The sequence below is a fragment of the Polynucleobacter alcilacus genome, from assembly GCF_018881545.1.
Taxonomy (GTDB): domain Bacteria; phylum Pseudomonadota; class Gammaproteobacteria; order Burkholderiales; family Burkholderiaceae; genus Polynucleobacter; species Polynucleobacter alcilacus.
This window is the reverse complement of the sequence record NZ_JACVQD010000001.1, coordinates 259,348-281,792: the sequence shown is the minus strand read 5'-3', so window position 1 is coordinate 281,792 and position 22,445 is coordinate 259,348. Positions and strand designations below refer to the sequence as shown.

Annotated in this window: 20 protein-coding genes and 1 tRNA gene; 17 read left to right on the top strand and 4 right to left on the bottom strand. The window is 45.6% G+C overall.

What is annotated here, in order from left to right; all coding sequences use genetic code 11:
• Positions 1-34: 34 nt before the first annotated feature.
• Genes tsaB through ICN45_RS01435 form a run of 3 tightly spaced genes read left to right on the top strand, consistent with a single transcriptional unit; the run spans position 35 to position 1,832 of the window.
• On the top strand, positions 35-760 hold the full coding sequence (tsaB, locus tag ICN45_RS01445) for a tRNA (adenosine(37)-N6)-threonylcarbamoyltransferase complex dimerization subunit type 1 TsaB (protein ID WP_216172286.1): 726 nt from the start codon (positions 35-37) through the stop codon (positions 758-760).
• Positions 760-1,299 (top strand): ribosomal protein S18-alanine N-acetyltransferase, encoded by a 540-nt coding sequence (rimI, locus tag ICN45_RS01440; protein ID WP_216172285.1) that lies wholly within the window; start codon positions 760-762, stop codon positions 1,297-1,299. Before tsaB ends, rimI begins: the two co-directional genes overlap by 1 nt.
• The gene (locus ICN45_RS01435; protein ID WP_216172283.1) at positions 1,296-1,832 is read left to right on the top strand and encodes a uracil-DNA glycosylase family protein; all 537 of its coding nucleotides are present in this window, start codon (positions 1,296-1,298) and stop codon (positions 1,830-1,832) included. Before rimI ends, ICN45_RS01435 begins: the two co-directional genes overlap by 4 nt.
• A gap of 32 nt (positions 1,833-1,864) precedes the next feature.
• Here ICN45_RS01435 and lplT read toward each other — a convergent pair whose 3' ends face one another.
• Entirely contained in the window at positions 1,865-3,184 is a 1,320-nt protein-coding gene (gene lplT / locus ICN45_RS01430) for a lysophospholipid transporter LplT (RefSeq protein ID WP_216172281.1), read from the bottom strand.
• Between the two features lie 74 nt (positions 3,185-3,258).
• Between lplT and alr the strand changes: the two genes are divergently transcribed.
• Positions 3,259-4,353, top strand: a complete 1,095-nt coding sequence (alr, locus tag ICN45_RS01425; RefSeq protein WP_216175573.1) for an alanine racemase — start codon at positions 3,259-3,261, stop codon at positions 4,351-4,353.
• 44 nt (positions 4,354-4,397) lie between these two features.
• Here the strand turns inward: alr and ICN45_RS01420 are convergent, their stop codons facing one another.
• Positions 4,398-5,285 carry an outer membrane protein assembly factor BamD gene (locus tag ICN45_RS01420; protein WP_216175572.1) on the bottom strand — a complete coding sequence of 296 codons (888 nt, stop codon included), beginning with the start codon at positions 5,283-5,285 and terminating at the stop codon, positions 4,398-4,400.
• 20 nt (positions 5,286-5,305) lie between these two features.
• Between ICN45_RS01420 and ICN45_RS01415 the strand changes: the two genes are divergently transcribed.
• The 7 genes from ICN45_RS01415 to ICN45_RS01385 all read left to right on the top strand — a co-directional run bounded on the left by ICN45_RS01415 (position 5,306) and on the right by ICN45_RS01385 (position 12,933).
• A complete protein-coding gene (locus tag ICN45_RS01415; RefSeq protein ID WP_216172279.1) occupies positions 5,306-6,346 on the top strand; it encodes an RluA family pseudouridine synthase in 1,041 nt (346 codons plus the stop codon).
• Positions 6,343-7,104 (top strand): peptidoglycan editing factor PgeF, encoded by a 762-nt coding sequence (gene pgeF, locus ICN45_RS01410; protein ID WP_216172278.1) that lies wholly within the window; start codon positions 6,343-6,345, stop codon positions 7,102-7,104. Before ICN45_RS01415 ends, pgeF begins: the two co-directional genes overlap by 4 nt.
• A 120-nt stretch (positions 7,105-7,224) precedes the next feature.
• On the top strand, positions 7,225-8,856 hold the full coding sequence (phaC, locus tag ICN45_RS01405; protein ID WP_216172276.1) for a class I poly(R)-hydroxyalkanoic acid synthase: 1,632 nt from the start codon (positions 7,225-7,227) through the stop codon (positions 8,854-8,856).
• Between the two features lie 42 nt (positions 8,857-8,898).
• Entirely contained in the window at positions 8,899-9,639 is a 741-nt protein-coding gene (locus ICN45_RS01400; protein ID WP_216172274.1) for a 3-ketoacyl-ACP reductase, read from the top strand.
• Positions 9,640-9,757: 118 nt separating this feature from the next.
• On the top strand, positions 9,758-10,318 hold the full coding sequence (gene phaR / locus ICN45_RS01395; RefSeq protein WP_216172272.1) for a polyhydroxyalkanoate synthesis repressor PhaR: 561 nt from the start codon (positions 9,758-9,760) through the stop codon (positions 10,316-10,318).
• Positions 10,319-10,320: 2 nt separating this feature from the next.
• Positions 10,321-11,679 carry a 30S ribosomal protein S12 methylthiotransferase RimO gene (gene rimO, locus ICN45_RS01390; protein ID WP_216172270.1) on the top strand — a complete coding sequence of 453 codons (1,359 nt, stop codon included), beginning with the start codon at positions 10,321-10,323 and terminating at the stop codon, positions 11,677-11,679.
• Between the two features lie 69 nt (positions 11,680-11,748).
• Positions 11,749-12,933, top strand: a complete 1,185-nt coding sequence (locus ICN45_RS01385; protein ID WP_216172268.1) for an acetyl-CoA C-acyltransferase family protein — start codon at positions 11,749-11,751, stop codon at positions 12,931-12,933.
• Between the two features lie 46 nt (positions 12,934-12,979).
• Here ICN45_RS01385 and serB read toward each other — a convergent pair whose 3' ends face one another.
• Complete coding sequence (gene serB / locus ICN45_RS01380) at positions 12,980-13,870, bottom strand: phosphoserine phosphatase SerB (RefSeq protein WP_216172266.1); 891 nt, start codon at positions 13,868-13,870, stop codon at positions 12,980-12,982.
• A gap of 31 nt (positions 13,871-13,901) precedes the next feature.
• Complete coding sequence (mfd, locus tag ICN45_RS01375) at positions 13,902-17,435, bottom strand: transcription-repair coupling factor (protein WP_216172264.1); 3,534 nt, start codon at positions 17,433-17,435, stop codon at positions 13,902-13,904.
• A gap of 2 nt (positions 17,436-17,437) precedes the next feature.
• Between mfd and ispD the strand changes: the two genes are divergently transcribed.
• The 6 genes from ispD (at position 17,438) to clpX (ending at position 22,344) form a co-directional block, all read left to right on the top strand.
• A complete protein-coding gene (gene ispD / locus ICN45_RS01370) occupies positions 17,438-18,208 on the top strand; it encodes a 2-C-methyl-D-erythritol 4-phosphate cytidylyltransferase (protein WP_369411453.1) in 771 nt (256 codons plus the stop codon).
• A 14-nt stretch (positions 18,209-18,222) separates the two neighbouring features.
• Positions 18,223-18,726 (top strand): 2-C-methyl-D-erythritol 2,4-cyclodiphosphate synthase, encoded by a 504-nt coding sequence (gene ispF / locus ICN45_RS01365; RefSeq protein ID WP_216172262.1) that lies wholly within the window; start codon positions 18,223-18,225, stop codon positions 18,724-18,726.
• An 80-nt stretch (positions 18,727-18,806) separates the two neighbouring features.
• Positions 18,807-18,893: transfer RNA gene (locus ICN45_RS01360), tRNA-Leu, on the top strand.
• 56 nt (positions 18,894-18,949) lie between these two features.
• Positions 18,950-20,287 carry a trigger factor gene (tig, locus tag ICN45_RS01355; RefSeq protein WP_216172260.1) on the top strand — a complete coding sequence of 446 codons (1,338 nt, stop codon included), beginning with the start codon at positions 18,950-18,952 and terminating at the stop codon, positions 20,285-20,287.
• Positions 20,288-20,327: 40 nt separating this feature from the next.
• Positions 20,328-20,957, top strand: coding sequence for an ATP-dependent Clp endopeptidase proteolytic subunit ClpP (gene clpP, locus ICN45_RS01350; RefSeq protein ID WP_216172258.1), 630 nt, complete (start codon positions 20,328-20,330; stop codon positions 20,955-20,957).
• A gap of 34 nt (positions 20,958-20,991) precedes the next feature.
• On the top strand, positions 20,992-22,344 hold the full coding sequence (clpX, locus tag ICN45_RS01345; protein ID WP_216175570.1) for an ATP-dependent Clp protease ATP-binding subunit ClpX: 1,353 nt from the start codon (positions 20,992-20,994) through the stop codon (positions 22,342-22,344).
• The last annotated feature ends 101 nt before the right edge of the window (positions 22,345-22,445 follow it).

The window sequence follows — 22,445 nt, the reverse complement described above, 5'->3', positions numbered from 1 at the left end:
TTTGGCTTTACAGGCAAAATAAAACGAGTTCGATTTGAAGCATATATTAGCCATCGACACCTCAACCGCTTGGTGTTCGGTGGCTTTATCATTGGGTGAAGCTGCACCTTTATTCCGACATGAGTTGGTATCGGCTGGCGCTAGCCAGCTGCTGTTGCCTTGGGTGGATGTTCTCTTGAAAGAGGCAAATCTCACACTGAAAGATCTCGCAGCAATCGCAGTGGGAATTGGACCTGGGGCCTTTACTGGGGTGAGACTGGGTGTTGCTGTTGTACAAGGGCTGGCCGTCTCCTGTGAGTTACCAATCTTGCCAGTTGCTAGTCTAGATGCCATTGCAGCACAAACAATGCATACCGCAGCATTTAAAAAAATCCAAGCCAAAAACTTGGTAATTGCAATTGATGCCCGTATGGATGAGATATATTGGGCTCATTATGAAACTTCACAAAATAATCAATCAGCAATTCGAATCGGGGATATTCATTTATCGAAACCAGAGGAAATCGATTTAAGTAACACCCCATATCTTGCAGGAAGCGCACTCAAGGCCTATGGAAACAGACTATTCACCAATGTCAGTAGCCCACTTCCACCAGCATCGCTAGATGCTGAAATCAATATCACCTCTCTTGGAGTATTGAACTGTGCACAGCAACTCTTGAATGAGGGCCGGCAGTGTGATGTAAGGCATCTTGAACCGATGTATGTGCGTAATAAGGTGGCCTTAACTACTGCAGAGCGGCAAGAGGCTTTTAAATAATGTCTGAAGCGCAAGATCATCAAGCCCACGAAAGTCTTGCTGAGCTCTCGTTTCTGCCTATGCAAGTTGCGGATTTAGAGGAGGCTCTTGGGATTGAGGCTGTATCGCATTTGCACCCTTGGACAAGGGGTAACTTTACAGATTCATTGGCTGCAGGACATTGGGCCTATTGCATACGTCCACAAGTAGAGCAGGCAATTAAGGGTTCTTATTTAGATCCATCTGTTTTGTGGGCTTATTGCATTTTATTTCCAGCAGTCGACGAATTACATCTACTCAACATCACGGTATCGCCGAAATTGCGCAAGCTCGGTTTAGGGTCACGAATCATGGCCTCAATTGAAAGCGTAGCCGCGCAGCAAAATATTCCTAGAATAATTCTTGAAGTAAGACCCTCTAATACAGCTGCTATTGGTTTGTATCACAAACTGGGCTACGAGCAAATTGGTATCCGGAAGAACTATTACCCAGCAAGCCCCAATTCTGGTGGACGTGAAGATGCGGTAGTCATGGCTAAATCGATTAAGCTAGAGCCATGAGCCAAACGCATTCTCTCTTTCTAAAAGAAATGGGCATTACTGAATGGAGTTCCAGAGATGGTTCTGCAGAGCAAACTACGCCCATGCAGACTTTGGGTACTACTCAGCAGAGTGCCCAAATAGAAGTTCAGGCTGCAGAACATGAGCCTCAAGGAAACTGGTGGTTTTTTGGTGCTCAACCGGAAGGGGACGCGCAGATCTTGTTTCAGAATCTCATTCGAATACTTGGTCTTAGTCCTCAAGAATGGAGCTGGAAAACTGCCACAGAGAATTTGGCTCAGCTCACCGCTCCAGACAATGGGATGCCAGTAGTCGCACTTGCTTTTGGCGCTTCTGTTGCGCAGAAAATTACTGGTGAAAGAGATCCATTACCCCAGTTGCGCGAAACGGTCTTCGCTTTAAATACGGGTAATGACCAAGAGATTCCAGTGATTGCGTCATTTGATTTAACTCAAGTCATTGCTAAACCTAGAGATAAAGCCTTACTTTGGCAGGATCTTCTACTGGCGAAATCAGTACTGCAAAACAGCTAGTTAGAAGTAAAAGTGCGACAACTTAAACAGAATTAATGTTTATGTTCGCCAATGAGATGCATTGAATCGTATTCAGCTTGGTTTTTAGCATGACGCTTTATTACCAGCCACATAATCAAACTGACAGCTAACCCAAACCCAATAATGACGTAAGTTACAGAGGCGTCGAGCCAAATGAGTAAGGAATACATTGCCAGCATCATGAGTACGGAAATATTTTCATTGAAGTTTTGTACTGCTATCGAATGGCCTGCAGACATGAGCACATGACCGCGATGCTGCAATAGCGCATTCATTGGTACGACAAAGTAACCAGCCAACCAGCCTACCAAAATTAATAAAAAATACGCCGGTAATAAATTGAGGGTGATGTGCATCTTTCCAATCGTAAAGATACTGGTATTAGGCAGCATATCTGAGTTGTAGACTGCCATCACGCAAACCACTATACCCATTGCAATACCGTAAGGTAGAACATTTAAAGATTTACGCAGAGGTATACGCCATGCCGCATACATGGCTCCTCCTGCAACACCTACTGCTGATACTGCTTGAAGAATAGCGCCTTGCGATAAATTCATATGCAGTGCGATTTGCGCCCACTTAATCACAATAAATTGTAGTGTTGCACCAGCCCCCCAAAATAAGGTGGTCACTGCTAAAGAAATTTGACCCAAACGGTCGTTCCATAAAGTCTTAAAGCAAACAGCGAAGTCCTTCACTAATTCAATGGGATTGGTTTTTTGAGAAACATAACGTGCACCGGTGTCCGGAATCTTCAAATTGATCAAAGCTGCCACTACATAAATCATCATGATGATCAGAATCGCGGATTCAGCTGGTGTGTCAATTCCTGTATCGAAAGTGGGGATATCTAAAGACAATAAGGTTTGAGAAACGGAGTTGCTAATCAGAATTCCACCCAAGACTGTCCCTAAAATAATTGAGCCAACCGTTAAGCCCTCGATCCAGCCATTTGCAGCCACTAATTTTTCTGGAGGCAGCAGTTCAGTCAAAATTCCATATTTAGCAGGAGAGTATGCCGCGGCACCCAGACCAACAATGGCATAGGCTAACAAGGGATGGCTGCCGAAGAGCATCACCACGCAACCAACAAATTTGATGGTATTCGTGATGAACATGACGTTGCCCTTAGGGCGGGAGTCCGCAAAGGCGCCCACGAAGGCGGCAAGTAATACATACGACAATACAAAGAATAATTTCAGCAAAGGAGTCATCCAGGCCGGAGCACTAAGCTGGGCCAAGAGGGCGATTGCTGCAATCAGCAGGGCGTTATCAGCAAGCGACGAAAAAAATTGCGCCGCCATAATGATGTAAAAACTGCGGTTCATTCGTACAATCTAGTCATTACTTCAATTAAAACATGAAAGGAGGGGTAAACATGGGTGCAGCAGCTAACGGTCTGATAAATAGACCAATTTTGGCATCTATCCATACTGAAGCCTTTCAGCACAATTTAAACAGAGTTCGGGAACTTGCACCTGAATCCAAAATTTGGTCTGTGATTAAGGCGAGAGCATATGGGCATTCCTTCGATGCAGCACTCACAGGTTTAGCATCTACAGATGGGTTTGCGCTCTTAGATGTGCAGGATGCAGCATGGCTAAGAGAACACGGCTGGAAGGGCCGTATTCTGCTACTAGAGGGGCTATTTCATGAAAATGAGCTGGCTTTAGTACAGGACTTAGCTTGTGATCTAGTGGTTCACTGTGATGCGCAATTGGAATGGCTTGAGCGCTTTAATGCCCATAAGCCTGTTAATGTTTTTCTGAAAATGAATTCAGGCATGAATCGCCTTGGATTTAAACCCATAGCCTATCGCACCGCTTTCCATCGCCTGCATGCTGCTGGATATCACATGCATCATATGACCCACTTTGCCAATGCGGATCAAGTGGATCAACAGCCTTCTGTTGGCAGTCAATTAGAAGTTTTTAATGAGGCTATTGAGGGTCTTGATGGATCTACTTCCTTAGCCAATTCTGCAGCCATCCTCTGGCATCGTAATGCCTTAGGTGATTGGGTGAGGCCAGGCATCATGCTCTATGGGGCATCCCCAACAGGCTTGTATGCGGATATAGAGCATGCTCACTTGCGCGCAGTAATGCAACTTCACAGTGAGATTATTGATATTCAGGAATTACAAGAAGGCGATCGGATTGGTTATGGTGGACGCTATGCAGCGCCAACATCCATGCGTATTGGTGTAGTCGCCTGTGGCTATGCAGATGGTTATCCCCGTCATGCTAAAGATGGCACGCCAGTATGGGTCAACAACGCTAGTAAGAATGGCGAAGGAGTGATTTGTCCCATCGTAGGCCGTGTATCAATGGATATGCTAACTATTGATCTTCGCAATGCACCGTTTGCACATATAGGTAGCGTTGTAGAGTTGTGGGGTGATCAAGTGCCCGTCGATACGGTTGCGCAGATGAGCGATACCGTCGGTTATGAACTTCTCTGCGCTGTAGCACCACGCGTACCAGTAGAAATCAAATAAGAACTACATTACTCCTTCAATTGATCGGAGTAATGTAGCTGAGCTTACTTATTCCAGAACTGCCACCACCGACGTTCCTTCTTAGCAGTTTGGCCGGTCTCTAGCATCTCACTCTCAGGAAAGTTGAGCTTGAAGACTCGGGCAGTATCGTTGGCAAGCTCCGTCATGCCTAGCTTTTGATAGGACGTATACAAAATATAGAGCGCCTCCTCTACAGCAGGAGCGCGATCGTAATCGCGGATCACTAACTGCGCGCGATTTGCAGAGGCTAAATAGGCACCGCGTTGATAGTAATAACGTGCTACAAGAACATCGGCTTGTGCAAGTGAATTGACAATGTAGCGCATGCGATCTAAAGAATCGGGAGCGTACTTGCTATTCGGGAAACGCTCTACCACTACCTTAAAAGATTCAAACGCTTCTTTAGCTGCCTTAGGGTCACGTTCGCTTAAATCTTGACCAGTAAATTTACCTAACCAACCTAAGTCGTCATTGAAAGTGATGAGCCCTTTAAGGTAATACGCGTAATCTAAATTGGGGCTACCTTGGTGCAGTTTAATAAAGCGATCGATGGCGACTAAAGCCTGAGCCTGTTCCTGGGCTTTCCAGTAGCAATAGGCAGCGTTAATTTGAGCCTGCTGGGAATAAGGACCAAAAGGAAAACGCGCTTCTAGCTTGTCAAAATATTTGCCACATTTTGCAAAGTCAGCATCGTTTAATTTATCGGTTGCCTCAGAGTACAGTTTTGCTTCAGACCAGATATCCGTATCGTCTTTTTGACCATCACTACCTGCACAGCCGCTCAAAAGGAGCAGGGCAGTTAGCAATACCAAAAGCAGAGCAAATGGGCTCACTCCAAAAAGAGCAGAATGATTTTGTGGGATAGAGTTCCCAGCAAGCCTTAAACTGGCGTCTGATATTCCGTCGGACATAACTGAAAGGCTTTCTAAGCGTGGCATTGCCGCAAACTCCTGATTCGAATCCCATTGATTATATCGATGAAGAGGATTTCATCTCACTAGATATCCCTTTGGAGATGGCTGGGGAGCGCCTTGACAAGATCTTGGCAAGCGCTTTGCCAGATTATTCTCGAAATCGGCTCAAGACTTGGGTTGAGGCTGGGGCAGTAATGGTCGACGGAAAAGTCACTAAAGCCCGGTATTTGCTGCGGGGCGGCGAGAGTGTGAAGGTATTTCCACAAGAAATGCCCGAGCAATTTGCCTTCAGTCCTGAAGACATCCCTTTGGATGTTGTATTTGAAGATGAATCCATCATTGTCATCAATAAGCCGCCGGGCCTAGTTGTTCATCCTGCGGCTGGAAATTGGTCAGGCACTTTATTAAACGGTCTTTTATTTCGCTTCCCGGAGCTCAAGTCATTGCCTCGCGCTGGCATAGTGCACCGCTTAGATAAAGACACTTCTGGGTTAATGGTGGTTGCTCGTACGTCCCAAGCTCAGACTTCGCTGGTAAGGCAACTGCAAGATCGCACGGTAGGGCGACGCTATTTAGCCTGGGTTTGGGGTGATGCACCAAGTCAAGGAAAAGTGCTTGCTTCGGTGGGTCGGGATCAGCGAGATCGCCTAAAAATGTCAGCTGGCAGCCCGCAAGGAAAACCTGCTGCCACGGTATTTCGTCGCCTAGCCAAAGGGGTATTTAACGAGGCGCCATTAGCTTTACTGGAGTGCCGATTGGAGACTGGCCGTACCCACCAAATCCGGGTTCACCTAGAGTCGCTTGGCTTTCCATTGCTAGGCGACCCCGTGTATCGCAAAAAAAATCCAGGAGTGGCAAAAACTCTTCCATTTGAGCGCCAAGCTTTACATGCCTATGCCTTAAGTCTTCAGCACCCCCTAAACCATGACTGGGTCACTTGGTTTCGTTTACCGCCCCTTGATTTATTGGAGTTATTGCCCCACCTTGCTATGGGAGCGGATGTGCTGCCTAAGGAAGAGGTTTTACTGGCCTCTATTGAAAACGATCACAAATCATGAGTTTTATAAAGCCCATTTGGCCTGCACCTGATTGTGTGCATTCCTTTGTCACAACTCGGCAAGGTGGTATTAGCAACCCACCTTATGAGAGCCTTAATCTGGCCCCTCATGTCGGCGACCAACTACCCAGAGTGATCGCGAATAGACAGATTCTAAAAAAACATCTTCCAACTGATCCGATTTGGTTAAACCAGACCCATAGCGTTCAAGTTAGCACGCCGAACAGCCGCTCTCAGGTCTTGAAGGGTCCTTTTGATGCTGATGCTGCTGTCACCAACATTCCCGATGAAGTCTTAGTAATCATGACAGCCGATTGTTTGCCAGTCCTGTTTTCCACAGCCGATGGAGCGGTTGTGGGCGTAGCGCATGCTGGCTGGCGTGGCTTATGTGATGGCATCCTCGAAAATACCATCAGCGAGATCTTGAAACTTGCACCTCAAGTAAGCGCATCAGACTTAATCGCCTGGTTTGGTCCAGCAATTGGTCCAGAATCTTTTGAGGTAGGCGAAGATGTGCGGGAGCGTTTCCAAGAAACGGGCTTGCATAGTGATGCTATTTGCTTTGTCCCCTTAGAAAATAAACCCGGTAAGCATTTAGCCAATATCTATCAGTTGGCACGGGATCGACTTCAGGCTCAAGGACTTCAGTCGATTTATGGCGGCGATTTATGCACCGTTGGTAATCCAGAACAATTTTTTTCTTACCGCCGCGATGGCGTCACAGGACGTTTTGCATCCCTCATTTGGATTTCCAGGTAATCATTTTTTCTATCGATAGCTTGGGGTAAATACTAGCTTCTTCCTTGGGCTAGGGTTATTGCGTATAACTCTATCTCCCTTATGGATGGAGAATGCTCTTAATTAATAAAAGAGACTACTATGTTTGCAGGCATGAATACTGGTGCTACGCCATCCTTGGCGCCCCACCATATGGCACTGATTCCACAAGAGCGTTTGGCAGAAATTCAGAAAGAATATTTTGCTGAACTAGCGCATATTTCTACCAATCCTGAGGCAATCGAACTTAAAGATCGTCGTTTTGCTGATAAAGCCTGGCACTCCTCATGGAGTAAGGTCATTGCAGCAACCTATTTGCTGAACTCCAAGCACTTAATCTCTTTGGCTAAAGCTGTCGATACAGATGACAAAATGAAACAGAAGATTCTGTTTACAACTGAGCAGATGATTGATGCACTGTCACCATCTAATTTTATTGCGACCAATCCTGAGGTTCTCGAAAACATTATTAGCACCCAAGGCCAATCGATTCAAAATGGTATTGCGAATTTACTTGGGGATATGAAGAAGGGCAAAGTTTCCCAAACCGATGAGAGCGCTTTCGAAGTTGGTAAAAATATAGCGACTACCGCAGGGCATGTTGTATTTCGTAATGCATTATTTGAGTTGATTCAATACACCCCGCTAACAGAGACTGTATTCGAGCGCCCTTATTTAATGGTGCCGCCCTGTATTAATAAATATTACATATTAGATTTACAACCAGATAATTCCGTTGTGCGTCACATGGTTGCGCAAGGCTACACCGTATTTTTAGTTTCTTGGAAGAACCCTGACGAATCTATGGCGGAAGTGAGTTGGGATGACTATGTCGGCAAAGGTGTGATTAAAGCGATCGATGTCGTTAAAGAAATTAGTAATTCCAAGCAAATAAACGTCTTGGGTTTTTGCGTTGGCGGTACGCTGACTGCTTCAGCTCTTGCAGTATTGGCAGCACGCAATGAGCACCCGGCAGCAAGCTTGACCTTATTCACCACCTTATTAGATTTCAAGAACAGCGGAATATTAGATGTCTTTATTGATGAAGGCATGGTGGAGATGCGCGAGAACTCGATTGGCGGTAAAGGCGGTAAGTACGGCATGATGTCGGGCTTAGACCTGGGGAATACTTTCTCATTCTTGCGACCAAATGATTTGGTCTGGAACTATGTAGTTGAAAACTATCTCAAAGGAAATTCACCGCCACCGTTTGATCTGCTGTATTGGAACGGCGACTCTACCAATCTTCCAGGCTCGATGTATTGCTGGTATCTGCGACATACTTATTTGCAAAATGATTTAGTGAAGCCTGGCAAGGTCAAAATCTGTGGAGAGAAAATTGATTTGGGCAAGATCAAGTGTCCAGCCTATATTTATGCGTCTCAGGAAGACCATATTGTTCCTTGGCAATCCGCATATGAATCTACCCATATTCTGAAGGGTAAAAATCGTTTCGTTCTGGGTGCATCTGGCCATATTGCTGGTGTGATCAATCCACCAGCGAAGAACAAACGTTATCACTTTGAAAATAACAAGATTGCTGCGAGCGCAAATCAATGGCTTGAAGGAGCAAAACAAATTCCGGGCAGTTGGTGGCCTAACTATACGAAATGGTTAGAGCAATTTGGGGGCGAACAGAAACCTGCTAGCACTACGTTTGGTAATGCGAAGTACAAAAAAATGGAAGCAGCACCTGGCGTTTACGTAAAAGAAAAATCGGCACCAGCGAAATAAATAGAACATCAATGAACACAAGTTTTTAAAAAGGGGAAAGTAATGTCTCAAAAAGTCGCATATGTAACTGGTGGTATGGGTGGTATTGGTACTGCTATTTGCCAACGCTTGGCGAAGGATGGTTTTAAAGTCATCGCGGGTTGTGGCCCTAATTCACCGCGTAAAGATCGCTGGATTGGAGAGCAAAAGGCGCTTGGCTATGACTTCATCGCCTCTGAGGGCAATGTTTCCGACTGGGATAGCACTGTTGCCGCCTTTGAAAAGGTGAGGGCTGATGTGGGTCGTGTAGACGTGCTAGTAAATAATGCTGGAATTACCCGTGACAGCGTATTCCGCAAAATGACTCCCGATGCCTGGAAGGCTGTTATCGACACCAATCTAAATTCTTTGTTTAACGTGACTAAACAAGTGATTGAGGGCATGGTCGAAAACAATTGGGGTCGCATTATCAATATTTCCTCTGTTAATGGCCAAAAAGGGCAGTTTGGCCAATCCAACTACTCAACAGCTAAAGCAGGTCTACATGGCTTTACGATGGCTTTGGCACAGGAAGTAGCCACAAAGGGCATCACAGTAAATACCGTTTCACCTGGCTATATTGGTACTGACATGGTGAAAGCGATTCGGGAGGATGTTCTAGAAAAGATCGTTTCTGGTATTCCGGTAAAGCGTTTAGGAACTCCGGATGAGATCGCATCAATTTGTTGTTGGATTGCCTCTGATGATGGCGGCTACGCCACTGGTGCCGACTTCTCACTAAATGGTGGTATTCACACTGGTTAATACTGCAGTGCAGCATTTATAGAATGGTAAGGATAGTGCAACGCAGCTTATTTAAGCTTTATTCAAACTAGAGATAAACTAGAATGATGTTGCGTTGCAGTATTCAGTAAGGAAAAAAATGGCTACCCGTACAAAAAGAGTTGGTGAAGATCGACTCATTAAGAAATACCCAAATCGTCGTCTTTACGATACCCAAACTAGCACCTATGTCACTTTATATGATATCAAGGGATTAGTAATGGCAAATGAGATTTTCAGAGTGGTCGACGCCAAGACCGATGAAGATCTCACACGCAATATTTTGCTGCAAATTATTCTCGAAGAAGAAGCTGGGGGCGCACCAGTATTTTCTTCCCAAATGCTTTCTCAAATCATTCGCTTCTATGGCAACTCCATGCAAGGCTTGATGGGAAATTATCTCGAAAAAACCATGCAGTCGTTTGTTGATATTCACAATAAATTAGGCGATCAATCAAAAGGCCTTGGAGCTGGTAGTACACCTGAGGCTTGGTCACAAATGCTCAACCTTCAAAATCCGCTCATGCAGGGCCTGATGGGAAACTACATGGAGCAAAGCAAAGATCTGTTTGTAAAAATGCAAGAGCAAATGCAAGGCTCACAAAGTTTGTTTGGCAGCTTTCCATTTACTCCACAGCCAAATAAAACCGAAAAAGAATAGTTGTGGCGGGGAAAATTGGTTTTGTTTCCTTAGGTTGTCCTAAGGCATTAGTAGACTCTGAACTTATTCTGACGCAGTTAAGTGCTGAAGGGTATGAGACTGCTAAAGATTATTCAGGCGCAGATCTCGTGGTTGTCAATACTTGTGGTTTTATTGATTCTGCTGTGGAAGAAAGTCTTGCTGCAATCGGTGAGGCACTTGCAGAAAATGGCAAGGTCATCGTTACTGGTTGCTTAGGCGCCAGAAAAAATGCGGATGGTACCGATCTCATTCAAAGCATTCACCCGAAGGTCCTTGCCGTTACTGGCCCCCATGCGACTGATGAAGTCATGCAGGCGATTCATCTGCATCTTCCTAAACCGCATGACCCGTTTACAGATTTAGTCCCTCCAATTGGGGTCAAGCTGACTCCAAAGCATTACGCTTACTTAAAAATCTCAGAAGGCTGCAACCATCGCTGTACATTTTGCATTATTCCAAGCATGCGAGGCGATCTTGTTTCTAGACCCATTGGAGAGGTGCTTTCAGAGGCAACAAGATTATTTGAATCTGGCGTTAAAGAATTGCTAGTTGTTTCTCAGGATACGAGTGCTTACGGGGTAGACATCCAATACCGCACCGGTTTTTGGGATGGCAAGCCAGTTAAAACGCGTATGTTTGATTTAGTCAATGCCTTGAATCAAATAGCACGCGAGCATCAAGCATGGGTGAGATTGCATTATGTCTATCCTTATCCGCATGTAGATGATGTCTTGCCTTTGATGGCTGAATTTTCGGAACATGGCTATGGCGTTTTGCCGTATTTAGATATTCCATTGCAGCATGCACATCCGGATGTTCTTAAAAGAATGAAGCGTCCGGCGAGTGGTGAGAAAAATGTCGAGCGTATTTTGGCTTGGCGAGCTGCCTGTCCTGACTTGGTAATCCGCAGTACTTTTATTGCGGGATTTCCGGGGGAGACTGAAGAAGAGTTCGAATATTTGCTGAACTTCTTAGATGAGGCTCAGATTGATCGCACGGGTTGCTTTGCTTATTCACCTGTTGAAGGCGCAACCGCAAACCAGTTAGAAAATCCTGTCCCAGATGCCACTCGAGAAGAGCGGCGAGCGCGCTTTATGGCGAAAGCAGAAGCCATATCGATTAAACGGCTTGCTAAAAAAGTAGGCAAACGAGTTCAAGTACTCATTGATCGCGTTGATGAATCCGGCGGCATTGGCCGAACTATAGGAGATGCCCCTGAAATTGATGGATTAGTAAGGGTTATGCCCCCGAATAAGCCTTCAAAACGCTATCGAGTCGGTGAGATTATCCGGGTAACGGTGATTAGCTCCCAAGGGCATGACCTAATAGCCGAAACTTGACGAATGTAATAAAAACGAAGGTTGTATTATTAATTAAGCCCATTTTTGGGCTCAGCTAAGGGGATTGATATGAGTCGTGATGTCGTTGTCTTAAGTGCAGTACGTTCCGCAATTGGTACCTTTAATGGTGCACTCAGTAGCTTTGAGCCTTCTGAACTCGGCGGAATCGTGATGAAAGAAGCGGTTGCCCGCTCTGGTGTTGATCCAGCACTCATAAATTACGTTACTGTGGGTAACACCATTCCCACGGATAGTCGCTATGCCTATGTAGCTCGTGTAGCGTCAATTCAGGCTGGATTGCCAATGGAATCCGTTGCCATGGCTTTGAACCGCCTATGTAGTTCAGGCTTGCAAGCGATTGTGACTACCGCTCAACAAATCATGCTCGGCGATTGTGACTATGGTGTTGGTGGCGGTGTAGAAGTCATGTCACGCGGTATGTATGGTTCACCAGCGATGCGCAGTGGTGCCCGTATGGGTGACACCAAAATGCTGGATTTAATGGTTGCCGTATTGACTGACCCATTCGGTGTTGGTCATATGGGAGTCACTGCTGAAAACCTCGTGGAAAAATGGAAGCTCACGCGTGAAGAGCAAGACGCTCTTGCAGTGGAGTCTCATCGTCGTGCCGCTCATGCTATTAAAGAAGGTCGTTTCAAGTCTCAAATCGTACCAATCACGATTAAGACTCGTAAGGGCGATATCGTGTTTGATACTGATGAGCATTGCAAGCCAGAGACCACTATGGAAACTCTTGGCAAGATGAAGGCTGTGTTCAAAAAAGAGGGTGGCTCAGTGACTGCTGGTAATGCTTCTGGTATTAACGACGGCGCAGCCTTCTTTGTGTTGGCTGATGCTGAAACCGCGAAGAAAGCTGGTCATAAGCCAATCGCCCGTTTAGTTTCTTACGCGGTTGCGGGTGTGCCGAATCACATCATGGGTGAAGGTCCAATTCCGGCAACCAAGATTGCCTTAGAGCGTGCTGGTCTGAAGTTGGATCAAATCGACGTGATTGAATCGAATGAAGCATTCGCAGCACAAGCATTGGCAGTGACGAAAGGTTTGGGTTTAGACCCCGCAAAAACCAACGTAAACGGCGGTGCAATTGCTTTGGGTCATCCAATTGGTTGTTCCGGTGCAGCAATTGCCACTAAAGCTATCCATGAATTGCATCGCGTTCAAGGTAAATATGCCTTAGTTACAATGTGTATTGGTGGTGGCCAAGGAATTGCGACGATTTTTGAGCGCCTGTAATTCCAGTCTTATTTAGAGCCCATTACGAACGATTTCTAAAGACAAGTTAAGAGATCAGCAATAAGGCAGCATCCAAGCCGACATGGTCAAAAGCCGCGTCGGCTTTTTCTTTAACGATAGGCTTAGCTTTGTACGCAACGCTAATGCCAGAGCCATTCATCATGATGAGATCGTTGGCGCCATCACCGATGGTGATGGAATTAGCTTTTGAACAGCCTAATGTACGACAAGCTTCATCTAGATAAGTTGCCTTAGCAAGCCCATCTACAACTTCCCCAAGGACTTGCCCAGTGAGTTTGCCGTCAATAATTTCCAAGGTATTGGCTTGAGTTTGTTTAAAGCCTAGCTGTTCACGCAATTTCTCAGTAAAGAAGGTAAAACCGCCAGATACCAGCAAGGTATAGATGCCGCGCTGATGAGCACCAGCAAGCAGTTCTGCTGCGCCAGGATTTGGTCGCAATCTTTCTTTGTATACAGCCTCAAGTGAGTCTGCAGATACGCCTTCAAGAAGCGCCACACGTCTACGCAAACTTTCTTTGAAGTCTTTAATTTCACCGCGCATTGTCGCTGCTGTAATTTCTGCGACTTCAGCCTTTTTGCCTGTGAAATCTGCAATCTCATCAATGCACTCGATATTGATCAAAGTGGAGTCCATATCCATTGCTAATACCTGAATATCACTTACCTTTAGGTCTGCTTGTAAAAAACATAGATCAGCATTAAAACGCCCGGCAATGAAACGCAATTGTTCTCTTTGTGAAATTTCTAAATGTTGATTCGCTTGCCAGCGCTCTGAATGGTAAGCGCCATTGGAAATTTGTCCATCAATGGTATGCAAAGAAACTCCAAACTGTAGCGCTTGATCTTTCAATTCAAAGGCGAGCCTTTCAGAAAGAGGTTCTTTAGAGAGGGCTACTAGGGTCTGGTAGTTTGGCATAACTAATAATACTAGGGAAGGATTAATGGACTTATGCAGGGCTCAGCACAGCTGATTCATTCAGTCTGCGTAAGATCTGCCGAATGGCATCTAAGCGCTGCTCTAGTTTTTCAAATTCACGGTCTTTTTGCGGCATTACCTTCAGCTTATCTTGACCATTTAATTGAATATGTTTGGAGCTCTGAATTAACTGAATAATTTTGAGTGGATCGATGGGTGGGTTGGGTATAAATTGAATCTGAATGGATGCGGGTGACGCATCAATTTTTTTAATTCCAAAGCCAGACATTTCGAGGCGGAGTCGATGGGTTTCATAAAACGATTTCGCTTGGTCAGGTAAGTCGCCAAAACGATCTACCAATTCTTCTCGTAAACCCATCAGTTCAGAAAAATCATTTGTACTCGCAAAACGTTTATATAAAGAGAGGCGTTCGTGAACATCAGGGCAGTAATCTTCTGGGAATAGGGCGGGCACACCCAAATTCACATCGGTTGTGGCTTGCAGGGGTGATAGCAAATCAGGTTCCTTGCCACTACGCAATGCTTTAACGGCGCGATTCAGCATTTCGGTATAGAGCTGAAAACCAATTTCATGAATTTCACCAGATTGCTTATCGCCCAATACTTCACCGGCACCGCGTATCTCAAGATCATGCATGGCCAGATAAAAGCCTGAGCCCAGTTCTTCCATCGCTTGAATGGCATTTAAACGCAATTGCGCTTGTTTACTAAGGGCTTCAGGATCTGGCACCAGTAAATAGGCATAGGCCTGGTGATGCGAACGTCCAACGCGGCCACGTAACTGATGCAATTGAGCTAATCCAAATTTATCTGCACGATGCATGATGATGGTGTTGGCTGTAGGCACATCAATACCGGTTTCAATAATGGTGGTACACAATAAAATATTTGTGCGTTGAGAAACAAAATCACGCATCACAGATTCCAGTTCACGTTCATGCATTTGACCGTGTGCAACACTAATACTCGCCTCAGGAATGAGTTCTTGTAATGCATGCTTGCGGTTTTGAATGGTTTCTACTTCATTATGTAAGAAGTAAACTTGGCCACCACGCTTGATTTCACGCAGAACTGCTTCCCGGATTACCCCGTCACCCTCTCGCCTCACAAAGGTTTTAATCGCCAAGCGTTTTTGTGGTGCGGTAGCGATGATAGAAAACTCCCGTAAACCTTCCATAGCCATACCCAGCGTTCGTGGGATTGGTGTGGCTGTGAGGGTCAAGATATCGACTTCAGCACGTAATGCTTTTAAAGCATCCTTTTGCCGCACACCAAAACGATGCTCCTCATCCACAATTACTAAGCCCAAGTTTAAAAACTGGGTTTCTTTGGAGAGTAGCTTATGCGTTCCAATGATGATGTCGGCATCACCCTTAGCGATTGCCTCTAGGGCCGCATTAATTTCTTTGGTAGTTTTGAAGCGCGAGAGTTCGACAATGCGAACTGGCCAATCGGCAAAACGGTCTTTCCAGGTCGCAACATGTTGCTCAGCAAGAAGGGTCGTTGGTGCAAGTATGGCAACTTGTTTCCCGCCCATCACTGCTACAAAGCTAGCCCTGAGGGCAACCTCCGTTTTACCGAAGCCTACATCACCACACACCAAGCGATCCATCGGATTACCACTTGTCATATCACCAATTACTGCCGCAATTGCATTGGCTTGATCTGGGGTTTCTTCAAAACCAAAGCTCTCAGCAAAAGCTGCGTAATCATGGGCTGAGAATTCAAATGCGTGACCCTTACGAATCGCTCTAGCAGCGTATAAGCTTAATAGTTCTGCCGCAGTATCGCGAATCTGCTGGGCTGCTTTACGTTTTGCTTTGTCCCACTGCCCGGAACCGAGTTGATGAAGTGGTGCTGAGTCTGGATCAGAGCCTGCGTAACGGGTCACCATTTGGAGTTGTTGCACTGGGACATAAAGAGTAGCGTCGCGTGCGTATTGCAGGTGTAAGAACTCCTCGAATAGGGGGGCTTCTTTTGGTGGTGCTAAGTTCAGTAGTATTAGCCCTTGGTAACGGCCAATGCCATGTTCAGCGTGTACTACCGGATCTCCAATTTTAAGTTCCGAAAGGTCCTTAAATAGCATGTCTGGATCAACTGTCTCAGACTCTTTCCCTTTACGTCTTTGTCTTGCCGTTGTTGTAAATAGTTCAGCTTCCGTTAGCAGGATTAAGTTTTGTGCAGGCCAAGAGAAACCATTGAAAAGTGGCGCGGTTACGAGGCCAAATGGAGAATTACTTTTAATAAAGTCAGCAACGGTCTCAAAACCTTCTGGCTTCAATGCATAAACAGGCTTGCCATCCTGGCCTGTAAGCGCATTACTTTCCTCTAATAGTTGACGGATCGATTCTTTACGTCCTGCACTATCACTGCAAATGAGAATACGAGGTTCTGCTTTGGTAACCAGAGTTCGCAGACGATTGATGGGATCTGCATCGCGGCGATGGATGGCAACATCCGGAACCGTTAAGAATTGCGCGGGCTCAGAAGTTTCTTTTTCTAATGCTAAACGGGCATGCGGTTTTGATATTGAAAAGAACTCATCGACATCCAAAAATAATTCTTTAGGAGGAAGAATCGGTCTATCCAGATCATGTTTTAAAAATTCGTAGCGAGAAAGCGTATCTTTCCAAAAACTTTTAATCGCTTCTTCAATATTGCCAGTACTGATAAGCCAAACAGGGTCGCCCGATCTGGGGAAGTAATCAAATACGCTCGATTGTTCTGTAAAGAACATCGGTAGATAAGATTCAATACCTGCACTAGGGATGCCTAAGTTGGCATCTTTATAGATCGAACACCGGCTAGGGTCGCCCTCAAAGACTTCGCGCCAGCGCCCTCTAAAGGCGGTTCGGGCTGCATCGTTAAAGGGAAATTCATGGCCTGGCAGCAGTCGAACTTCTTTGACGGGATAAAGACTTCTTTGGGTATCTGGATCAAATGCCCTGATTTGCTCAATTTCATCACCAAATAAATCTAATCGATAAGGTAGATTGGAGCCCATCGGAAATAAATCGATGAGTCCGCCTCGAATACTGTATTCACCAGGACGCATAACAGCGCTAACAGGATCATAGCCAGCTTGTTGAAGCTGTAGTTTTAAAGCAGCCTCATTCAGTTTGTCTCCTTGCTTGAAGAAGAAGGTATGGCCAGATAGAAAAGTGGGTGGCCCCAGTCTTTGCAATGCCGTTGTAACGGGCACTAAAACAATATCGCAACTGCCATTGAGTAATTCGTAAAGCGTGGCTAAGCGTTCAGAGACTAAGTCTTGATGGGGTGAAAAATGGTCGTACGGAAGAATCTCCCAGTCCGGCAAGAGACGGGTTTTTAATTGGGGGCCAAAAGCAGGAATTTCTTCTAGAAGGCGTTGCGCCTCTTGCGCTTGCGCGCAAAAGATCACCATGACAGAAAAATCCTTGCGATAGCGTAATGCCGTCTGCGCTATAAGCGCTGCATCTGCAGAGCCTACTAGGCCTGAAAAGGTAAAGCGCTGCCCAGCCCGCGGAGCAGGTATGGGGGTAACTAGATTTAATGCATCAGACATCTGTGCTCATTATAGAATCAGGTATGGGCTCTGGAAATCAAACCACTAAAAAATGCCACGCTTTACTGCCTACGGCCGGCACCGGATCTCGCCTTGGCGGTGAGTTGCCAAAGCAGTTTCAGCAGTTGGCTGGCAAGCCGATGCTGGCTTATGCTTTGGAAGCTTTTCTACATTCACCGCAGATTGAGTCAATTTGGATTGGGGTAGCACCCAGTTTTATTGATAACCCCATACTGAAGACTTTCGCTACTGGAGATAAGCCAATTCATTTTCTGCCTACGGGCGGACCTACACGCCAAGAGACCGTCAAAAATACCCTTGGCGCTTTATTAAAGGCTGGTATTCCAGTTGATGACTGGGTGTTGGTGCACGATGCAGCAAGGCCTGGGATTACTCCCGCACTAATTCAAAAATTGATTGACTCAGTTCACAGATCTATTTCAGGTGGCTTATTGGCTATTCCATTGGCTGATACCTTAAAGCGGGCAGATCTGGATTCGGTCATTGCTGGAAATGTACCGCACGCAGAAAAAACAATTCCCCGCGAACATCTATGGTTGGCTCAAACACCCCAAATGTTTGGCCTACAGAATTTATACGCAGCCTTGGAAGACGCGATTCGACTAGAGGCGGATGTTACCGACGAGGCAAGCGCAATGGAGTTAGCTGGGGCAAAGCCCTTATTGATAGAGGGCGCTACCCGAAACTTTAAGGTAACTCATGCGGCCGATTGGGAATTAATGCAATTGCTGCTTCAATCTAGCGCTAAATAATTAGAGAGCAAAATATGACGCAAAGTAACCCCCACACCCCACAGTTTCGTATTGGCCAAGGCTACGATGTTCATGCTCTAGTAATAGACCGCAAGCTTATTTTGGGTGGGGTACATGTGCCATATGAAAAGGGCTTATTAGGCCATTCAGATGCAGATGTCCTGTTGCACGCCTTAACAGATGCCTTGTTGGGTGCGGCTGGATTAAATGATATTGGCCAGTTATTCCCTGATACAGATCCTGAATTTAAAGATATGGATAGTCGTATCCTATTAAGGGCAGCCCTGCAAAAGGTCCAGGCGGCAGGTTTTCAGATTGGAAACGTAGATGCCACCATCATTTGCCAAAGACCAAAATTGGCTGATTTCTTACCGGAAATGGTACGCAATATTGCCGCTGATTTGGCTGTTACCCCAAGCCATGTCAACCTGAAGGCCAAAACCAATGAATCCTTAGGGCACTTGGGGCGGGGTGAGGGTGTCGCGGTACACGCTGTAGCTTTGCTCTACAAGGCCTAAAAGAAGCTCTAAAACCCCAAACATTGTAGAATGACGGTCTTTAGAGTGAAGTCTTAAGCTCGGCAGTGTTTGCGGATATCGCGAGGATGGCGAAATTGGTAGACGCACCAGGTTTAGGTCCTGACGCCAGAAATGGTGTGGGGGTTCGAGTCCCCCTCCTCGCACCACAAGATTGCTACTTGGCTTGGGCTTCACATATCCTGATTTCAATAAAGAGACGAGAATGGCTGTGCAGATAGAAAATTTAGGTTCACTAGACCGCAAAATGACTTTGGAATTCGCTCGTGCCGATTTGCTTAAAGCACGTGAGGCCCGTTTGGCGCAAGTTGCTAAGACCATGAAAGTGGCTGGCTTTCGCCCAGGCAAAGTGCCAAAGAATATGGTTGAGAAACAATACGGCATGCAAGTTGATTTTGAACTCCAATTTGATAAAGCCTCCGAATTGTTTTACGAGTTAAGTAAAAAAGAAGGAATCGTTTTAGCCGGTCAACCCCGTCTTGAGCCAAAGAGTGAACTCGACGCAGACAAGATAGTTTTTGATGCTTTTTTTGAAGTGCTGCCAGAAGTTAAGATTGGCGACTTCTCTCAAGCTGAAGTAACTAAGTACAGTACCGATATTGGTGAAGCCGAGATTGATCGTGCTTTAGATGTCCTGCGTAAGCAACAGGTGCATTACCACCCACGCGGCGAAGCCGGTGCCCATGGGGATGGCGGCTCTGATATTGCAGCTCAAACTGGTGATCAAGTAGTGATTGACTTTATTGGCAAGATCGATGGCGTAGAGTTTGCAGGCGGTAAAGCAGAAGACTTTGAATACGTTTTGGGTGAGGGTCGCATGTTGCCTGAATTCGAGGCCGCAACCTTGGGTCTTAAACCAGGCGAGAGCAAATCATTCCCATTGAGCTTCCCAGCTGATTATCATGGCAAAGATGTCGCGGGTAAAACAGCAGAGTTCACTATTACTGTTAAATCCGTGAACTGGGCGCATCTGCCAGTGGTTGATGATGCGTTTGCATTATCGATGGGTGTAACAGAAGGTGGCGTTACAAAAATGCGCGAAGAAGTTAAAGAAAACTTGGTTCGTGAAGTAAAACGCCGCATCACCTCTTTATTGAAAAATGAAGTGATGGAAAAACTCAACACCTTGTGCGAGCTCGATGTACCAAAATCCTTAGTCGCCTCTGAACAAGAACGCATGGTTGAAGGTGCTCGTCAAGACTTGATGCAACGCGGCGTTCCTAATGCCAAAGATGCGCCAATCCCTGCAGAATTATTTGCTGAACAAGCCAACAAGCGTGTGCGCTTAGGTTTGATTTTGAGTGATTTAGTAAAAAAGCAAAATTTGGCTGCTACTGCCGACCAAATCAAAGCAGAAATCGATGAGCAGGCTGCTACTTACGAAGATCCAAAAGAAGTGGTTCGTTGGTACTACAGCAACCCTGGGCGCCTTAAAGATATCGAAAACCTGGTCCTTGAAGACAATGTTATCAAGCATTTCACCTCCCTCGCTAAGGTAAGCGACAAGGCGATAAGCTTTGAAGAGCTAAGCAAGCTAAACTAAGTCTAGTCGCTAACAATCTACCCATAAGAGGATTTCCTATATGAACCCGAACCATTTTCAATCTGAATACCTAGAGCCACAAGGTTTAGGTTTGGTTCCAATGGTGATTGAAACCTCTGGCCGTGGTGAGCGTGCTTATGATATTTACTCCCGCCTTTTAAGGGAGCGAGTCGTTTTCTTGGTCGGCGAAGTCAATGATCAAACGGCCAATTTGGTGATTGCTCAGCTCCTATTCCTGGAGAGTGAGAACCCTGATAAAGAAATTTCACTTTATATCAATTCACCTGGTGGCTCTGTATCTGCAGGCCTGGCCATTTACGACACCATGCAATTTATTAAGCCGCACGTTAGTACTTTGTGTATGGGTATGGCTGCCAGCATGGGTGCCTTCTTATTATGCGCAGGTGAAAAAGGCAAGCGTTACGCCTTACCGAATTCACGTGTGATGATTCATCAGCCTTTGGGCGGAGCCCGCGGTCAAGCTTCGGATATTGAAATTCAAGCACGTGAAATTCTGTATTTGCGTGAACGCCTCAATCAGATTTTGGCAGATCGCACTGGGCAATCAATTGAAACCATTGCTAAAGATACTGATCGCGATAACTTTATGTCAGCAGAGCAGGCCCGCGATTACGGCCTGATCGATAAAGTAATCGATAAACGTCCTTAATTACTACATTTACTAAGCCCACATTTTGAGCGATATGCACACCCCGAATTCATCAGACAAAGTTCTGTATTGCTCTTTCTGTGGCAAAAGCCAGCATGAAGTGAGGAAACTAATTGCTGGACCTTCGGTGTTCATTTGCGATGAGTGTATTGATCTTTGTACAGACATCATTCAAGAAGAAATTGCAAAGCTTCCGAAAGAAGAGGGTGATGATTCTTTACCAACACCCCATAAGATTAGAGAAAACTTGGATCAGTATGTTATCGGTCAAGATCATGCTAAGAAGACTTTAGCAGTTGCCGTATATAACCATTACAAACGCCTTCAATATTTACCGAAGACTAAAAAAGAGAAGTTAGATAAAGACGGTAAGCCAGTAGATGCGGCTGTCAAAAAAGAATCCAAAGTACCTGCCAAGGCAATGGTTGATGGTGTTGAGTTAGCAAAGAGCAATATCTTGCTGATTGGACCAACAGGTTCAGGCAAAACCCTTTTAGCGCAAACATTGGCACGCATGTTGGATGTGCCATTCGTGATGGCAGATGCAACCACATTAACTGAAGCGGGTTATGTTGGTGAAGACGTTGAAAATATTATTCAAAAATTGCTTCAGGCTTGTGACTACAATGTCGAAAAAGCGCAGCGAGGCATTGTTTATATCGATGAGATTGATAAGATTTCCCGAAAGTCGGATAACCCTTCAATCACTCGTGACGTATCCGGTGAAGGTGTTCAACAGGCTTTACTGAAGTTGGTGGAAGGCACGATGGCCTCTGTTCCACCACAAGGCGGACGTAAACACCCAAACCAAGATTTCTTGCAGGTTGATACTACGAATATTTTGTTCATTTGCGGCGGTGCATTTGATGGCCTTGAAAAAGTGATTCAGCAACGTACTGCTAAGACTGGTATTGGATTCAACGCAACGGTTCCTGGCAAAGATGATCGTGGCGTAAGTGATCTCTTGATCGAAGTCGAGCCAGAGGATTTAATTAAGTTTGGCTTAATTCCTGAATTAATTGGTCGTTTGCCGGTTGTAGCAACGCTTGCCCAGTTAGATGAGGAAGCGCTTATCCAAATCCTCACCGAACCTAAAAATGCCTTAGTCAAGCAATATCAAGCCTTGTTGACTATGGAAGGTGCTGAGTTAGAAGTCCGTGTTGCGGCGCTATCTGCGATTGCCAAGAAAGCAATTGCCCGTAAGACTGGCGCTCGCGGCCTCAGATCGATCCTTGAAGGCTCCTTAATGGATGTCATGTATGACTTGCCATCCTTAAAGAATGTGCAGAAGGTTGTCATAGATGAAAGTAGTATTGCTGAGGGCGGAAAACCACTCCTCGTCTACAAACAAGATCCAGAACAAGCGGATTTAAGCAAAAAAGCCTGATTTCTCAGGGTTTTCGCTATTTTTGGGGCATATTCGCCCCTTTTTTGCACTTTTCCCCCTTGAATTTTCTTAAGAGCTACCCATATAGGTAGTATGCTACT

Coding starts and splice junctions, on each gene's coding strand:
- rimI (WP_216172285.1), top strand. CDS start 760: ATGTCTGAAGCGCAAGATCATCAAGCCCACGAAAGTCTTGCTGAGCTC.
- ICN45_RS01435 (WP_216172283.1), top strand. CDS start 1,296: ATGAGCCAAACGCATTCTCTCTTTCTAAAAGAAATGGGCATTACTGAA.
- lplT (WP_216172281.1), bottom strand. CDS start 3,184: ATGAACCGCAGTTTTTACATCATTATGGCGGCGCAATTTTTTTCGTCG.
- ICN45_RS01420 (WP_216175572.1), bottom strand. CDS start 5,285: ATGTCCGACGGAATATCAGACGCCAGTTTAAGGCTTGCTGGGAACTCT.
- pgeF (WP_216172278.1), top strand. CDS start 6,343: ATGAGTTTTATAAAGCCCATTTGGCCTGCACCTGATTGTGTGCATTCC.
- phaC (WP_216172276.1), top strand. CDS start 7,225: ATGTTTGCAGGCATGAATACTGGTGCTACGCCATCCTTGGCGCCCCAC.
- ICN45_RS01400 (WP_216172274.1), top strand. CDS start 8,899: ATGTCTCAAAAAGTCGCATATGTAACTGGTGGTATGGGTGGTATTGGT.
- phaR (WP_216172272.1), top strand. CDS start 9,758: ATGGCTACCCGTACAAAAAGAGTTGGTGAAGATCGACTCATTAAGAAA.
- ICN45_RS01385 (WP_216172268.1), top strand. CDS start 11,749: ATGAGTCGTGATGTCGTTGTCTTAAGTGCAGTACGTTCCGCAATTGGT.
- serB (WP_216172266.1), bottom strand. CDS start 13,870: ATGCCAAACTACCAGACCCTAGTAGCCCTCTCTAAAGAACCTCTTTCT.
- mfd (WP_216172264.1), bottom strand. CDS start 17,435: ATGTCTGATGCATTAAATCTAGTTACCCCCATACCTGCTCCGCGGGCT.
- ispF (WP_216172262.1), top strand. CDS start 18,223: ATGACGCAAAGTAACCCCCACACCCCACAGTTTCGTATTGGCCAAGGC.
- tig (WP_216172260.1), top strand. CDS start 18,950: ATGGCTGTGCAGATAGAAAATTTAGGTTCACTAGACCGCAAAATGACT.
- clpP (WP_216172258.1), top strand. CDS start 20,328: ATGAACCCGAACCATTTTCAATCTGAATACCTAGAGCCACAAGGTTTA.
- clpX (WP_216175570.1), top strand. CDS start 20,992: ATGCACACCCCGAATTCATCAGACAAAGTTCTGTATTGCTCTTTCTGT.